The 14,709-nt window shown below is 63.4% G+C and carries 12 protein-coding genes; 2 read left to right on the top strand and 10 right to left on the bottom strand.

Features of this window, described 5'->3' with window-relative positions; all coding sequences use genetic code 11:
* Nucleotides 1-37 precede the first annotated feature (37 nt).
* A complete protein-coding gene (locus tag V1286_RS28905; protein ID WP_334485386.1) occupies nt 38-3,580 on the top strand; it encodes a sensor domain-containing phosphodiesterase in 3,543 nt (1,180 codons plus the stop codon).
* On the opposite strand, the gene V1286_RS28900 is transcribed toward V1286_RS28905, so the two are convergent.
* The 3 genes from V1286_RS28900 to V1286_RS28890 form a co-directional block, all read right to left on the bottom strand.
* Complete coding sequence (locus tag V1286_RS28900; protein WP_334485384.1) at nt 3,554-3,895, bottom strand: hypothetical protein; 342 nt, start codon at nt 3,893-3,895, stop codon at nt 3,554-3,556. The genes V1286_RS28905 and V1286_RS28900 overlap by 27 nt on opposite strands.
* A 59-nt stretch (nt 3,896-3,954) precedes the next feature.
* The gene (locus V1286_RS28895; protein WP_275190496.1) at nt 3,955-4,194 is read right to left on the bottom strand and encodes a DUF2171 domain-containing protein; all 240 of its coding nucleotides are present in this window, start codon (nt 4,192-4,194) and stop codon (nt 3,955-3,957) included.
* 97 nt (nt 4,195-4,291) lie between these two features.
* Nucleotides 4,292-4,762 carry a cupin domain-containing protein gene (locus V1286_RS28890; RefSeq protein WP_334485381.1) on the bottom strand — a complete coding sequence of 157 codons (471 nt, stop codon included), beginning with the start codon at nt 4,760-4,762 and terminating at the stop codon, nt 4,292-4,294.
* Nucleotides 4,763-4,989: 227 nt separating this feature from the next.
* Between V1286_RS28890 and V1286_RS28885 the strand changes: the two genes are divergently transcribed.
* Complete coding sequence (locus V1286_RS28885; RefSeq protein WP_334485379.1) at nt 4,990-5,592, top strand: 3-keto-disaccharide hydrolase; 603 nt, start codon at nt 4,990-4,992, stop codon at nt 5,590-5,592.
* 34 nt (nt 5,593-5,626) lie between these two features.
* Here the strand turns inward: V1286_RS28885 and galE are convergent, their stop codons facing one another.
* The 7 genes from galE to V1286_RS28850 form a co-directional block, all read right to left on the bottom strand.
* Nucleotides 5,627-6,637, bottom strand: a complete 1,011-nt coding sequence (galE, locus tag V1286_RS28880; RefSeq protein ID WP_334485377.1) for a UDP-glucose 4-epimerase GalE — start codon at nt 6,635-6,637, stop codon at nt 5,627-5,629.
* Entirely contained in the window at nt 6,634-7,458 is an 825-nt protein-coding gene (locus tag V1286_RS28875) for a WecB/TagA/CpsF family glycosyltransferase (RefSeq protein ID WP_108519897.1), read from the bottom strand. The genes galE and V1286_RS28875 overlap by 4 nt, the downstream gene beginning before the upstream one ends.
* Nucleotides 7,451-9,754: an exopolysaccharide transport family protein gene (locus tag V1286_RS28870; RefSeq protein ID WP_334485374.1), complete on the bottom strand. Its 2,304-nt coding sequence runs from the start codon at nt 9,752-9,754 to the stop codon at nt 7,451-7,453. Before V1286_RS28870 ends, V1286_RS28875 begins: the two co-directional genes overlap by 8 nt.
* Nucleotides 9,755-9,910: 156 nt before the next feature.
* Nucleotides 9,911-10,663, bottom strand: a complete 753-nt coding sequence (locus V1286_RS28865) for a polysaccharide deacetylase family protein (RefSeq protein WP_334485372.1) — start codon at nt 10,661-10,663, stop codon at nt 9,911-9,913.
* A gap of 4 nt (nt 10,664-10,667) precedes the next feature.
* Nucleotides 10,668-11,492: a class I SAM-dependent methyltransferase gene (locus tag V1286_RS28860; RefSeq protein WP_334485370.1), complete on the bottom strand. Its 825-nt coding sequence runs from the start codon at nt 11,490-11,492 to the stop codon at nt 10,668-10,670.
* Between the two features lies 1 nt (nt 11,493).
* Nucleotides 11,494-12,705, bottom strand: a complete 1,212-nt coding sequence (locus V1286_RS28855; RefSeq protein WP_334485368.1) for a hypothetical protein — start codon at nt 12,703-12,705, stop codon at nt 11,494-11,496.
* A complete protein-coding gene (locus V1286_RS28850; RefSeq protein ID WP_334485366.1) occupies nt 12,705-14,180 on the bottom strand; it encodes an oligosaccharide flippase family protein in 1,476 nt (491 codons plus the stop codon). Before V1286_RS28850 ends, V1286_RS28855 begins: the two co-directional genes overlap by 1 nt.
* Between the last annotated feature and the right edge of the window lie 529 nt (nt 14,181-14,709).

Below are 14,709 nucleotides of genomic sequence, written 5' to 3'. Positions count from 1 at the left end.
GGGCAGCCCGGTGCTGCCGGCAGGGAGCTTGGGGACGGTGAGGACCGATATCGCGCGCACGTTTGCGGCGTTGAATGCGACCAACGAAGCGATTCTGTACGCCAAATCACCCGAAGAGCTGTACGCGAAGGTCTGCGAAGCCGCGTTCTCGGTCGGGGACTTCCTGGCCGTGGCGATCTTCCTGCTGGAGCCGGAAACCAATCTCCTGCGCTTCGCCGCCGGCTGTGGCGACGACGTCCCGCGCCTGCGCAGCATCGACATCTCGATCGTGGCCGGTACGCCCGAAGGGTCCGGGGTCTCCGGGCAGGCGTTCCGTGACCGGAAGATATGCGTCAGCAACGATTTCCTGAATGATCCGCGCTCGCTGCCGTGGCGCGAGGGAGCTAGAGCCGGCCAAGTGGGTACGGCGGCGGCGCTGCCGCTGACCTGCAACGGCGAGGGCGTCGGCGTGCTTCTCGTTTCGCGGCGGGAACCTCACTCGATCGACGGGCAGATCGTCGCGATGCTGGAGCGCGTGTCGGCGAACATTTCGTTTGCGCTCGACAATTTCGAACATGAGGCCGCGCGCAAGAACGGCGAGCGCGGGATGCGGCGGTTGAACCGGATGTTCGGCGCCATCAGCGCGACCAACGAAGCGATTTTGCGCGCCAAGACCGAACAGGATCTCTATCAGCGCGTTTGCGATGCCGCGGTATACAGCGGAAAATCCGCGGCTACCGTGGTGCTGCTTGCGGAGCCGGACTCGATCTGGTTGAAGCCGGCCGCAGGCACCGGCGCGATCGTCGAACAGATCATGCGGGCGCCGTTCTCGATCGATGCGAGTAACCCGTATGGAACGGGCGTCTGCGGCAGGGCATTCCGGACGCAGCTGCCAGCCGTCAACAACAATATCCTCAACTCGACACAGGGCCAGCCCTGGCATCAGGCCGCACGCGAAACGGCTGTCACCGCCTGCGTCGCCGTTCCGCTGATCAAGGCCGACGAGAGCATCGGCGTGTTGCTGTTCTTTGTCGGAAAACTGTGGGCGGAGGACGAGGAGATCGTCGCCCTGATGGCGCGGATCGCGGAGAACGTCTCGTTCGCGCTGGACAATTTCGAGCGCGCCGGTGAAAAGGCGAGAGCCGACGCCCAGAAGGAACGTCTGGGGCGCATGCTGGCGGCGCTCAGTGCGACCAACGAAGCGATCGTTCGTGCAACGTCGCGGACGGAGCTGTTCGAACTGGTATGCGAAGCTGCCGCGACGGGCGGCCGGTTCAACTCGACCAGCATCATGCTGGCCAGATCCGACAGTGACTACACCGACATGGTGGCCGTGGCGGGACCAACGGCCGGCAACATGCGCCGGGTGAAGGTTTCGATCAACGCGGATCATCCGGAAGGACGCGGGCTGTGCGGCAACGCTTTCCGCTCCCGCCAGGCCTGCATCGCCAACGATTTGCGCGCTGACCCGCGCGGGTCGGCGTTTCACCAGTTCATTCACAGCGACGGCGCGATGTCGGGCGCGGCGTTCCCGCTGCTGGTTTCCGGCCAGGCGGTCGGCGTGATGTTTTTCATCTCTTCGGAGATCGATACGTTCACGCCCGAATTCGCCGAACTGTTGCAGAGACTCACCGACAACGTGTCGTTCGCGATCGGGACCTTCGATCGGGCCGACGAGAAGGCGAGGACCGAGGTCCAGAAGGAGCGCCTGACACGCATGTTGGCGGCGTTGAGCGCAACCAACGAGGCGATCATCCGTGCGGCATCCCGGGCGGAACTGTTCGAGCTGGTGTGCGAGGCCGCGGCCAACGGCGGCAAGTTCACCTTGACCTCCATCGCGCTGATAAAGCCGGACAGCGAGTATCTCGACGTCGTGGCTGCCGCCGGTCCGACCGCCTCCAGCGCCCGCGAGGCAGTGATATCGACTAGCGAGGCGCATCCGGAGGGGCGTGGGCTCTGTGGTTCGGCGATACGTTCGCAGCAGGCCTGCATCATCAACGATTACCTCGGCGATCCGCGCGCCGAAGCGTTTCACGCCACGGCGCGCAACGACGGCACGAATTCCGGCGGTTCATTCCCCCTGTGGGTGCATGGGCAAGTCGTCGGCGTGATGTCTTTCATGTCGATGGAGAAAGACACGTTCACGCCCGAGTTTGCGGAGCTGTTGCAGCGGCTCGTCGGCAACGTTTCGTTCGCACTGGAGAATTTCGACCGCGTCGATGAAAAGACCAAGGCCGACGAGCGGATCGAGTATCTGGCGTCGCACGACAGCTTGACCAATCTGCCGAACCGGGAAATGTTCAACGGTATGCTCCGCCGTGCGATCGATGCGGCCGCGCGCTATCAGCGGCAGTTCGCCCTTCTGTTCATCGACCTCGACAGGTTCAAGGTCATCAACGACTCGCTGGGGCACGACGCCGGCGATATGCTGCTGGTGGAGATCGGCGGCAGGCTGCGGCGCGCACTGCGTTCGAACGATGTCGTGGCGCGGCTGGGTGGCGACGAGTTCGTGGTCATTCTGGAGGAGACCGCCGAGCGCCACGAGGTCGAGCGCATCGCCGGAGAGCTTCTGTCCGTGCTCAGCCAGCCGTTGCAGCTCAGCGGTCACGAATGCCACACCACCGCCTCGATCGGCATTGCGATGTACCCCTTTGACGGCGCCGACGTGCTGACGCTGACCAAGAACGCCGACATGGCGATGTATCTCGCCAAGGAGGACGGCAAGAACGCCTTCCGCTTCTTCACCAAGGAGATCAAGACGCAGTCGATCGAGCGCCTGACGCTGGAAAGTGCCTTGCGCCGCGCGCTGGAGCGCGACCAGTTCTGTCTGCACTATCAGCCCAAGATCGACATGGCGAGCGGCCAGATCACCGGCGTCGAGGCGCTGCTGCGCTGGATCCATCCCGAACTCGGCACCGTATCGCCGGGGCAGTTCATTCCGCTGGCCGAGGAAACCGGGCTGATCGTTCCGATCGGCCGCTGGGTGCTCAAGGAAGCCTGCGCGCAAAACATGACCTGGCAGCGACGCGGCCTGCGGCCGGTGACGATGGCGGTCAACCTGTCGCCGCGGCAATTCGCGGACCCGAATCTGCTGCACGATGTCGACGAGGCGCTGCTGGCAAGCGGCATGTCGCCGGTGCTGCTGCAGCTCGAAGTCACCGAAAGCATGGTGATGCGGAACGTGTCGCGCGCGATCAAGGTGCTGGATGCGATCCAGAGCCGTGGCATTCGCCTCGCGATCGACGATTTCGGAACCGGCTATTCGTCGATGTCGCTGATGAAGCAGTTTCCGATCGACACCATCAAGATCGATCGCTCCTTCGTTCGCGACCTTCCCGTCGATTCCGAAGACCAGGCCATCGCGCAGGCGATCATCAGCATGGGCAAGGCGCTCGGCATGACCGTCATTGCGGAGGGCGTCGAGACCCTGGAGCAGGAGACCTTCTTGCGCAGCCACGCCTGCGACGAAATGCAGGGCTTCCTGTTCTCCAAGCCGCTGCCCGCCAGGCAGATGGCTGATCTGCTTCGCGCCGAACCGCGGCTCGCCTCGCCGCCGTTGCAGCCGGAAGCCGGCTCAGGGTTGGAAGGCGCTGTCGTCTGACGGTTGCGGATGCAGCTCACGGACCGCCGGGTCCGGAATTTCGGTTTTGCAGGGGAAATCGTAAGGCCAAGGCAACGACGTCTGCCCTGCGAAGGTCCCAAGGAAGATGTCTGCGGCGGAAGCATATGTCGCCCGGTCTGGCAATCCGAGCTCGGCGCACCATTCGGCCGGGAGCGGCTGGGAGGAGGCGCGCAACTCCATCGCGGGTCCCCACCACCACGCCGGGGCGGGCGAGCGTTCCGTTTCCGGAACGGCACGCCACGTGTTGTATTCGCCGATCATACGTTCGAATTGCAGTACCGCCGCCGGATGCATTCAATCTCCTGAAGCCTGATGATATCTGCATCCACGGGCGGCGCAATGCATGTTGCCGGCTATTGCCGTCCGTGCTGCCAGTGCGAGGTCACGTCCGCGCCTGATTTGTTGAGATGGACATGCTGATCAACGTGGTCGACCCATGACATCGGAATGAAGTGATGATGCTGGCCATCAGGCGAACTCTGTTTGGTCAGCTTGATCTTGTCGGTTCCTTCCATATGGTCGACTTTTCCGACCGTCTTCTTGTCCGATGAGATGACGTCCATATGTTCCCGGATCTGTGAAGCAGAAGCCATGTCTCATATCCCCTGATTTGGTTGGGACATAAAACGCGCCGCTGCCGGAATGGTTGCTGGGTCGTTGATCTCGAAGCCGGTCCCGTTCCGCCAGCGGTTATTTCTCTTCTTCCGCCGCGGTTGAGGTCGCCGGGCCTTCTCCCATGATCAGGAGAACGGCGTCCTCGTCCTTGGCACCGTCCCAATGCACCTGCTTGGCGAAATGGGTGACAAAGCTGCCGGCCGGCATCGGCGTCGTGTTGGCGGGATCGAATTTCGGCCCCGAGCCGACCCACCACGTGCCCTGCAGCACGACGATGTAGCGATCATTGGGGTGGAAGTGCGGGCGGCTGAAATGATTGCCCTTCGTCCACTTGTTGTAGACCATATAGAAGCCGGGTTTGGCGGGATCGCCTACGACAACAGCGCTTTGCGCACCGGCTGCATTGACCGGGCCCCAGGGAATCTGGTCCGGCAATTTGTAGATGACGGCGGCCGGATTGAGTTCCGCAGCGGAAGAGATGCTCAACATGCTGGCGAAAGCCAGCGGTGTCATGAGGTGTCGCCAGGAGCGGATGATCGCCTTCATGGTTTCCTCCGTTGCCGTCTCGTGAGCTGAGATGCGTTCATCTCTGTTGCCGCGATGCTAGTCGGTCTCCTTCCCGCGGAGCAAGGCGCGCAGGTGCATGCGTGATCGGCGGCAGCGGAAAGCGAAATGTCGCACAACGCAGCTGCAGCATGAAAAACGGATTTACGCCGCGCGTCGCGGTGATAGGTTTCGGCCCAACTAAAAGCAGCCATGGGAGGGCTACGTTCATGAAGCGCTTGTCGATACTTGCGGCCGCTCTGTTGATCGGCGCCGCCGCACTTCAATTTTCCAGCGTCGCGTCCGGGCAGGGCGATGGCTGGGTGACGCTTGTCGACGGCACCAAAATGGGCGACTGGACCGAGGTCGGCAAGGCCAATTGGGCGATGAAGGACGGCGCGCTGGTCGCAGACAAGATCACCGAGGGCAAGGATCCCTCCTATCTCGTCAGCAAGGAGTCCTACAAGGATTTCCAGATCAAGGCCGAGTTCTGGGCCGACGATGATGCCAACAGCGGGATCTTCATTCGCTGCGACCAGTCGGCCAAGATCGACGCCAAGATCTGCTACGAGGTCAATATTTTCGACAAGCGGCCCGATCCGACCTACGGCACCGGCGCCATCGTCGATGTGGCCAAGGTCGACCCGATGCCGAAGGCGGGCGGCAAATGGAACACCTACGAAATCACCGCCAAGGGTCCGCATCTCGTGGTCGTGTTCAACGGCCAGAAAACCGTCGATGTCCAGGATTCAAAACACGCCAGCGGTCCGTTCGCGCTGCAATACGGCTCGGGCGTGATCAAGTGGCGCAAGGTGCAGATCAAGCCGCTGTAGGCCGCTGAGAGCTCTCTTGCGAGGTTGTGCCGGATCACTCGCGAACCGGGGCGCCCGTCTTCAGCGGGTGCGCCTTCCTGTGCCACGCCCAGGCGGTGCGGATGATCGTGGCCAGATCCGAATAAGCGGGACGGAAGTTCAATGTCGCGCGTGCGGCGGAGGGATCGGCGACCAGATAGGTCGGATCGCCCGATCGCCGCGGCTTGACGACATGCGGAACATCGCGGCCGGCCTCGGTCGCGATCGCCGCGAGTATTTCGCGCACTGAAAAACCGTTGCCGGTGCCGAGATTGAATGCCCCGCCTGAATGTCCCTCCAGCAGCAGCTTGAGCGCCAGCACGTGGGCAGCCGCGAGGTCCGTCACATGGATGTAGTCGCGGATCGCCGTCCCGTCCGGCGTGTCGTAATCGTCGCCGAACACGGCAAAGTCCGGCACATGCCCCTGCAGCGCCATCATGGCGCGGGGGATGAGGTGTGTCTCGACCTCACGCAGCTCGCCGATGCCGCCGGCGGGATCGGCGCCAGCGGCGTTGAAGTAGCGCAGCGCGAACGAGCCGAAGCCGTAGGCTGTGCGATAATCCGCCAGCACGCGCTCGATCATCCATTTCGAGGCGCCATAGGGGTTGATCGGTGCGCAGGGATAGTCTTCGCGTAGCGCCTTGCTGTCGGCATTGCCATAGACCGCGCCGGTCGACGAAAACACCAGGCGATTGCAGCCGGCCTCGCGCATGGCCGCCAGCAGCGACAGCGTGCCGGCGAGGTTGTTGACGTAGTATTTCTGCGGATCGGCAACGGATTCGCCGACCAGGCTCGACGCAGCGAAATGCATCACGGCCACGATGTCGTGCTGGGCAAAGGTCCGCGCCAGCGTGGCCTTGTCGGCGATGTCGCCGACCACCAGCGCGCCGGCGGCGAAGCTGCGGTGGCCGGTTGAAAGGTTGTCGTAGGTGACGGGCTGGTAACCCGCCGCATCCAGCGCCCTGCAGCAGTGCGAACCGATATAGCCGGCACCGCCGGTGACGAGAATGGCTGGACGGCTGCTCATTGATTGTGTGTCCCGCCGATGTCAGTCGATCGGCCCCTGTTCAGCAACAAATAGAGCGCGCGCGGGTTGGTCGTCAAATAGCGCCAGAACAGGCGGCGCGGCTCCAGCCAGATGCGCCACGCCCATTCGAGGCCCGCATGCTGCATCCACCGCGGCGCGCGGACGCGGCTGCCCGACAGGAAGTTAAACAGCCCGCCTGACGTCTTGATGACGCCGACATTGGAGAGGTTGGGTGTGTATTCCTCGACGAAAGCCTGCTCATAGGGAACGCCAAGCGCAACCCAGAGATAGTCCGGTGCCAGCGCGTTGATTTCGGCGACCTTGGCACGCAGCGCTTCGCCCCGCAGAAAGCCGTGGCAACGGCCGACGATCTTGAGATCGGGATATTGCTCGCGAACGCTGGCGACCGCGGCGGCGTTCTCCGCGTCGTCCGCGCCCAGCATGTAGAAGGTCAGGCCGGCCGCTTGTGCCTTGCGGGCAACGACGTGAAACAGGTCGGTAGTCGCGACGCGTTCGGGCAGCGGTGTCTTTGATCTGAACCGCGACACGGTCACCAGCGGCTGGCCGTCGGCATTGATCAGATCGGCGGCCCGAAACAGCCGGTCGGTCATCGGTTCGGTCGAGCAGCGCGCCAGCACCTCGCCATTGGCCGAGGTCAGGTAGAGCGGGCGATTGAGGCGGCGTTGCGGGAACACCATGTCGATCATGAAGTTCGCGGTCTGCTCGAGATCCAGCACGGCAAGCCGCAACCCGCCCAGCGTGATGCGAGGCACGCTGGCCGTGGCCGCTCTGCCGACGGGATTTACGCGACGCTCAAGCATATTGCTTGTCCCGCTGCGGGCTCGCGGCCGTTGGGTTGACTTCGCTGAGGACGACACCGACCAGCTTGCGCTCGGCCCCGCCGAGGGCTGCGATGATGTCTTCCATGCTGTCGTTGATGTCGAGATGCACCGGGAGGATCGCAACGAGTCCCTCGGCGATGTCGAGCAGTTTGCCGTCGGCCGCGCTCCACGGCATCGCCGGCCCGTCGAGAATCACGAGGTCATAGCCGCCGGCGGAACGGGCCTGCGCAATCGCCTTTCGGATGGCGTCGCCGGCTTTCGCGTCGGTGGCATTGACGGCCGGCAGGATCGAAATTCCGTTGGCGGTCGGAATCGCGCGGGCGGCCCTGGCGCCGATGCCGAGCCAGCCGAAACGGCTGGGCTCGCTCTTTGCCAGATGGCTCACCTTGCTCGATAGCGCGCGCTCCTTAAGGTCGGCATCGATCAGCAGCACCTTGGCGCCATCACGCGCCGCGGCGAGCGCAATGTTCAGCGCGGCGATGCTGCGGTCCTGATCCACTCCAGCGCCGATCACAGCCATCACGGGCGGGGTTTCCCCGCCGGCGCGTCTGGCCAGCGCCGCGCGCATCTCGCGCAGGGCATTGAGGACAGTCATTAGCGGAAAGCCCGCGCGCAGCGTCGGCCAGCCCAGCCGCGTGACGTCGGCGGTGCTATCAGTTGCAAGGATGCCGCCGAGCGTACGCATCACGTCGGCTTCCTGTAGCCGCGCGATCAGCGGCTTTTCGATCAGGCTGACCGCGGGTTGCGGCTGGGGTGGCGCGGCAGGTGGCTGCTTCTCGGCCGCCGGAGCGGTCGGCTGCTTCGGCGTTTCTGGCGGCGCTTTGTCCCGTGGCTGAACCGGATTCGTGCCCGGCATCAACTGGTTCAGTGCGATGAACCAGCCGGAGGCAGCGAGCCCGCCAAAGACAAAACCGATCATCGCGAGCAGGCTCATGGCCGGCGGGAAGGTACGCCGTTGCGGCACGGTGGCTTCGCCGATGATGCGTGCGTTCGAGGTGTTCAGGCTCTCCTGCTCCTCGGTTTCGCGCGATCGCTTCAGGAACGACTGGTAGACGTCGCGGCTTGCTTCCACGTCGCGTTCGAGTTCGCGCAGGCGCACCGAGGCCTGACTCATCTGGACGCTCTGGCGCTTCTGGGTCTCCAGCGCCTTGCCGAGCGAGGCTTCATAGTCGCGGGCGCGGATCAGGTCGTTCTTCGCGGACTGCGCGAAGCGCTCGACCTCCTCGTTGATGGCGCGGCGCAGGTCCTGCACCTGTTGCTCCATCTGGCGCAGCGCCGGATGACGCGGCCCCAGTTCGCTGTGCAACTCCGCCTGGCGCTTCCGCGCTTCGGCATATTGCGCGCGGAGATTGGCGATGGTCTGCGACTGCAGCGCCTCGGGGATGGCGCCGGCGTCGGAGGATGCCTTGCGGCTGGCTTCGATCTGGTCGAGTTTGGCCTGCGCGTCCAGCGTCAGCGCGCGGGCGGCGGCGAGCCGCTGGTTGCTGGCGGAGAGCTGCTGGTCGCTGATCAGCGTGTCTTGGCTGCCGACGAAATTGTTCTGCGCCTTGTAGACCGCGAGCGCGTTCTCGGCGTTGCGAAGCCGTTCCTGCAATTCCTTCAAGCGGCCGGAAAGGTCGCTGGTCGCGCGCCGCGCGGCGGCGGCCTGCGACTGCTTGGATTCGGCGAGATAGGCTTTCGAGATCGCATTGGCGAGCATCGCCGCCTTGGCCGGTTCATACGACCAGACGTCGATATCGACGATGAAGGTGCGGTCGGTTTTCTTGACGTTGATATGGCGATTGAGCGCTTCCAGTGCGCCCATCTGGATCTGCTTCTGCTGCTCGGCGGTGGGGCGCATCTCGATCCCGAACAGGCCGAGCAGCGATCCCAGGATGCCCTTCGAATCGCCGCCGCCGAACTCCGGGTCCTTTTCCAGATGGGTGTCGCGGATCACCTGCAGCAGCACGTTGTTCGAGGTGATGACGCGCGCCTGGCTCTCCACCACCATCGCGAGGCCGGAAATATCCTGGGCGCGCGGCGTCAGTTCGCGATCGACCAGTTGCAGTTCGCGGGGATCGACGTAGAGCTGGGCAGACGCCGTGTATTTCGGTGTCAGGCTCTTGCCGACCGCAACCGCGGCGCAGGCGGAAATCAGCGCCGCCGAGACGATCGCGACCTTGCGCTGCCACAGGAGGTGGGCCAGGTCGAGCACGCTGAAGCCCGCCAGCGCGGTTGTCGCCGCGGGGCCGACCTCAGGCTTTGCCCGGTCTATCGGCTGGTCATAGATAAGCATCGACCCCAGCTTTCATTCGAACTGCCGCACGCATCGGCTGAGGGGTTACTCTTCGGGTCACGCCACGGGCGCTGAAATAAAGCGCTGAACAAACGCAACAGGGAAAATTAACCATACTCACCAAGGGACTATTCCCCGAATTGGCAAACAAAGCGTTTAAGCGCGGGCGCATCGCATCGCCTCCGCCATGGTCAGGGCCGGAATCTTCCGCTTCGCTGCCGCGCGGAGCGCATGGGCGAGCAAAGCGGGCGAACAGCCATAGGGGCTCGGCCGGTCGGTGACGTCGTGGCCGTAGAAAATTAACCATCCATTATTGGTTTGGGCTTCGTCGAACGCGCGGTCGATCCCGTCGAAATCCATCTCGCGATTGATCAGCGGTATGGCGCGCAGGAACTGCAAGTCGACGCTGCCGCCGTTGACGCCCTGCACGATGCTGCGGCAGGTCTGGAATTCCTTCCTGAGCTGATACTTGCGGGCGTAGGAACCGTATCCGAACGGATAGGCGAAACTGTCGACCTGTATCGAAGGATCGAGCGCGCGAAGGTAAGCGTTGTTGCGCGTGATTTCCTGCCGCATCGCCGCTTCGTTGAGGTCGCAGGCGCGCTGATGCGAGAACGTGTGGCAGCCGATCTCGTGACCCCTGCGGTGAAGCGAGACCACGTCGTCGGCCTCGCCCGCCACCCAGTCCGGCGCGTCGACGCCGACCAGGCTGCCCGAGACATAGAACGTCCCGCGCGCGCCATGCGCTTCGAGCATCTGCGCACCGGTCGTCACCGCGCTCTTTGGCAGATCGTCGAAGGTGAAGCTGACCATCGGCGTGCTGTTGCGCAGCCGGAACAGGTCGACGCGCAGATGCATCGCCAGCCGGTGGCCGACCTTCGCTCTTGCCTCTGACAACATCGCGTTCATGGTCTCAACGCTTTCGCAGGATCACGTGGTAGTCGCCGTGCCGCACGTCGGTGCGGCCAGGCAGCAAGAAGTTCATCGCGCGCGCGACGGCATCGACGAGCGCAGCGAACGCGGGCATGCGCAGTCGCATCTCGGGATAGCGCGGGCTCTCATACTGTTTGCGATAGATCATCTGCAGGCCGTGCTGCTCGGCGAACGCTTCAAGGTTCGTGAGCGTGACCAGCGGATGGAACAGCGTCGGGAACGGCGCGTGGCCGGGCAAGCCGGCTTTCTTGTCGCCGCGGACGTGACGGTAGAACCAGACATGGAACCAGTGCGGCGAATATTTGGTAACGACGCCGGACAGCGACCGCGGATTGGGCGCGCCGATCAGGATCATGCCGTTCGGCTTCAGCGACTCGTAGAAGCGCAGCAGGGCTGCTTCGACATCGGGCACGTGTTCGATCACGTTGTAGCAGATCACGAGATCGAAGCTGTTGGGCCTGAAGCGATGGGTCTGGATGTCGCCGAGGATCGCCTTTTGCGCATAGTCGTTGTTGCGGATCTGATCCTCGTCGATGTCGACCACAGTGACGTGGGCGCGATGCAGCACCTTGAGCGGCAGGAAGCTGGTCGAGCCGCCGCCGGCTTCGTAGATCGAGAGTTCGCCCTCAGGCAGTCTCGCTTCGAGAATGCCGTGAACGGTCAAGAGGCTCTGCCGCGCTTCGCCATGTGCCAGCTCGAGCAGCGCCTGCGGATGCTGCACGGGCTCAGCCGCCTGAGTGTGGTCGATCGTGACTGCCTTGGGCATCGGCTTCATCCATTCTGACGCGGGGGTTGCCTTGTTCATTCTAGTTGTCCCAATCGACGCGCTTAAAAGCGTCCATCAAGGCGCGGTCTTCCCTGTGAATCGACGGATCGAACGGCACACGGTTGGTGCGCTGGTATTTCCAGTTGCTGCCGATCTCGCGGAAGTGCCGAAACGAAAAATCCCTGGTGCAGAAATAAGACGCCCACCAGGAGAAGATCGAATGGACGTGCCATTGCGCATGCGTGGGGCACCGGGCGGGAACCACCGTCCATTTCGGCAGGCACTCGTTTGCGTCGCGCCGCATCACGAGCCTTGAGAACTGATATTTCGGCGGCATCAGAATCGAGAAGTCGGCGTGCCGATGCGGAGCCTTGTGCATGTTGTCGCGGATGCCGTCATCGATGCCGATGATCCATCGCCCGCGATATCGGACAAGCCCGGTCCAGGATTGCTCGGCGGCCTCAAACACCGATTTTCCCGACTTCGACAGCACCAGCTCGTCGATGTCGGAGTTCATCGCGCTCCGGGCATTCTGCAGGAAGCGCCATCTTGCGTGCTCCCAGGCTCCCAGTTGGCAGAAATCGGAATCCCAGTGGTCCCAGCTGTTCGCGCCCTGCGGACCGTATTTGAAAGGCCACTCCATCACGACCGAGCATCGGATGCCTTCGACTGAACGGAGCGCGGCGCTCAGCGTGGCGCTGTCGTAGGCGCTGGAGCCGTTGTCATAGATGAGGACGGCATCCGCGCCGTGACTGTCCCGGTTGAACCGCACCCAGTCGAGGATCCATTCGATCGGATTGTCCTTCGACATCGTGAAGATGACGCGGCGATCCCGGAACATCTCCGACTCGTTCGGCGACACCGGGAATGCAAAACTCCCCAGTTCGCCCAATGCCTGGATCGGGCCGGCATGCTCGGGGATGTCCAGCCACAATTGGGCGTGGCGGTCGAGGCGCCTTGTCCGCGCCTTGCGGGTCCCCGCGCCGCTGATGAACGTTGTCGTCGCGACGTCGCGCGCGAGGTTGAAGAATGGCGGCGCAAACAGCGCAACCTTTGATTTGCTGACCTGCACCGCGTCGTAGAACAGCGTATTGCTGTCGAAGTCGCGCTCGAAATTCTCGCTCCGAAACGCGGACGGACGCGTCGCCTCGCGCCGCTTGTCGGTGAAGTCCGACAGCGACGCTGAATTGGTTCGACAGATGACATGTCGACTGTCGGCTGCAACGACCGAATTTTTGCTGGCGAGCCGCATCATGGTTCTCTTGTCGACATGCTGGGTAGTCCGGTGGACGGGGCGGCGATGGACGGGGCCGGGAGACTGCGCCGCGCGGCATAGGCGATCACGGCCTTGCGCAAGCCGGCGATGTCGAATGCAAAGGCTGCGGCGACGTAGACGACGCAGCCGGTTGCGGCCAGCACGCCAAACGAGACGATGCCGATCGGAAGCAGCGGTTTTGCGAACGTCAGCACCAGCGCCATGATCGCCGTCGCCGCGACAATCCGCATGACCTGGAATGCGTTGAAGGGGAGCGGAAAGGCTTTCCGCGTGAGATACCAGCCGAAGCCTGCGCCGAAGGCTTCCACGATGACGAGGCTAGCCGCCGCGCCGGCCAGGCCAAATTTGGCAAGCAGGACCGGCATGACCAGCAGGTTCGCGGTCAGCATCGCGATGCTTTGCGTCGTCATCATGAGCGGCGTCTTGGCGAGATGAAAGCTCGCGTGAATGTAGGATTGGGAAATCGACTGAAACAGCCAGGCAAAGGCCAGGATCGGCATGATCTGCGCTGCGGTCTCCCTGAACTCGCTGCCAAGGATCACGCCGGCGATGTAGCTGCTCGTCAGCGCTACGCCGGCGACGGCCGGAAGGACGGCGGCCAGCAGAATTTCGAGGCTGAATTCCAGATGCGGCCGCGCCTCGGCGGCGCCGCCGGTGGCATAGGCGCGTACCGCCAGCGGGATCGTCGCGGATGCGATGCTCACCGCCGGAATCAGGATGATCTGCCGGACGAGATCGGCCGACGCGCCGTACTGGCCGGCCGCATGGTCGCCCATGAAGTGAAACACCAGCATCCGGTCGAGCGCGGCGTGGAGCGCAAAAACGATGCCCGACAGCGTGATCGGAATGCCGAAGCCTGCGAACGTCCGCAATTCGGAAATCTTCGGTCCGGCGACGGGGGATCGCAGGATCGTGCTGGCAAATAGCATGGTCGTGACGAAGTAGGTGATGGTCACCATCGCGAGCTGGCACAGTCCGCCGCCGCCCAATAGCGCCGCGGCCAGGCACAGCGTGAACGCCAGGCAGGCGCGAATGATCGACGCCGACATGAACGCGAAGGATTGCAGCCGCGCCTTCAGCAGCTCCTGTCCGAGCTCAAACAGGCCGAGCCCCAGCGCGAAAAAGATCGCTGCGAGATTTCGTTCCAGCGATACCGACGTCGTCAGTGTGGCAACAAGGAGTGCGATCGGCGCGGCGAGGGCGGAAATGAGATAGGCGACGAAAATGGTCTTCCTGACGTCGACCACGCCGCCTTCCGACTGAAAGCGAAGAGCAGAGACGCGAACCCAGGTGAACAGCAGCGCCGAAACGATGCCCGCCGTGCTCAGACCGACGACGTAGACTCCATACGCTTCTGGCGAGAGCAGCCGCGTGAACACGACCGCGCTCAGCAAGCCGATCGCGGCCGATACGACGCTCGCGACCGAGTAATGGAAGGTTTGGCTGAGCATTATGCTTTCGGCCTATGAAGCGCGGAACTTCGCTTCGGCAATGGGGTGAGGGTTAACGACACGTTGCAATTCATCTCAATCAATCTGCCGGAGGCCGCCGTTTGTCAGGCTCAATTCTCCCGCGGTACCCATTGAGCAAGATCGGTGCCGAACCGGCGCAACGCACCATGTCGCGCGGCGGCGTGGTTAATCTGCCGGTTTTCCCGCGTATCTCACGGCTGGAGCGCCGCGGCCCCACGAGGCCGGCAATTTCCGGTACATCCGCCCCGTCCCACGGCGTCCACATTTGCGACAGGCCGAGGCCGCTCCAGCATTGCGGTAACCATGGCGAACGCGCCATTCGTGCGCGTGCCCGTACTGGACTCGATATTGCAAAGCCGCTGACCTGAATCGTCGATCGCGTCGACGAATGGATTGCCGATGTTGGATTTTCGACGAAAACCCTTTTCGCAAGAAGCGGGCTGTGAGCCTCCTGTTCTTTTTGATACAGCCACCCTGTCCGGCCTGTATCCTTTTGCTACGGCGAGCG

This window comes from Bradyrhizobium algeriense (genome assembly GCF_036924595.1).
In the GTDB taxonomy this organism is placed as follows: domain Bacteria; phylum Pseudomonadota; class Alphaproteobacteria; order Rhizobiales; family Xanthobacteraceae; genus Bradyrhizobium; species Bradyrhizobium algeriense.
This window is presented reverse-complemented; position numbering and strand designations above follow the sequence as displayed.

Bases quoted from the DNA above. Each gene is read 5' to 3' on its own strand.
- V1286_RS28885 (WP_334485379.1), top strand. From the start codon at position 4,990: ATGAAGCGCTTGTCGATACTTGCGGCCGCTCTGTTGATCGGCGCCGCC.
- V1286_RS28865 (WP_334485372.1), bottom strand. From the start codon at position 10,663: ATGAACGCGATGTTGTCAGAGGCAAGAGCGAAGGTCGGCCACCGGCTG.
- V1286_RS28850 (WP_334485366.1), bottom strand. From the start codon at position 14,180: ATGCTCAGCCAAACCTTCCATTACTCGGTCGCGAGCGTCGTATCGGCC.
- V1286_RS28855 (WP_334485368.1), bottom strand. From the start codon at position 12,705: ATGCGGCTCGCCAGCAAAAATTCGGTCGTTGCAGCCGACAGTCGACAT.
- galE (WP_334485377.1), bottom strand. From the start codon at position 6,637: ATGAGCAGCCGTCCAGCCATTCTCGTCACCGGCGGTGCCGGCTATATC.
- V1286_RS28895 (WP_275190496.1), bottom strand. From the start codon at position 4,194: ATGGCTTCTGCTTCACAGATCCGGGAACATATGGACGTCATCTCATCG.
- V1286_RS28875 (WP_108519897.1), bottom strand. From the start codon at position 7,458: ATGCTTGAGCGTCGCGTAAATCCCGTCGGCAGAGCGGCCACGGCCAGC.
- V1286_RS28870 (WP_334485374.1), bottom strand. From the start codon at position 9,754: ATGCTTATCTATGACCAGCCGATAGACCGGGCAAAGCCTGAGGTCGGC.
- V1286_RS28890 (WP_334485381.1), bottom strand. From the start codon at position 4,762: ATGAAGGCGATCATCCGCTCCTGGCGACACCTCATGACACCGCTGGCT.
- V1286_RS28860 (WP_334485370.1), bottom strand. From the start codon at position 11,492: ATGAACAAGGCAACCCCCGCGTCAGAATGGATGAAGCCGATGCCCAAG.
- V1286_RS28900 (WP_334485384.1), bottom strand. From the start codon at position 3,895: ATGCATCCGGCGGCGGTACTGCAATTCGAACGTATGATCGGCGAATAC.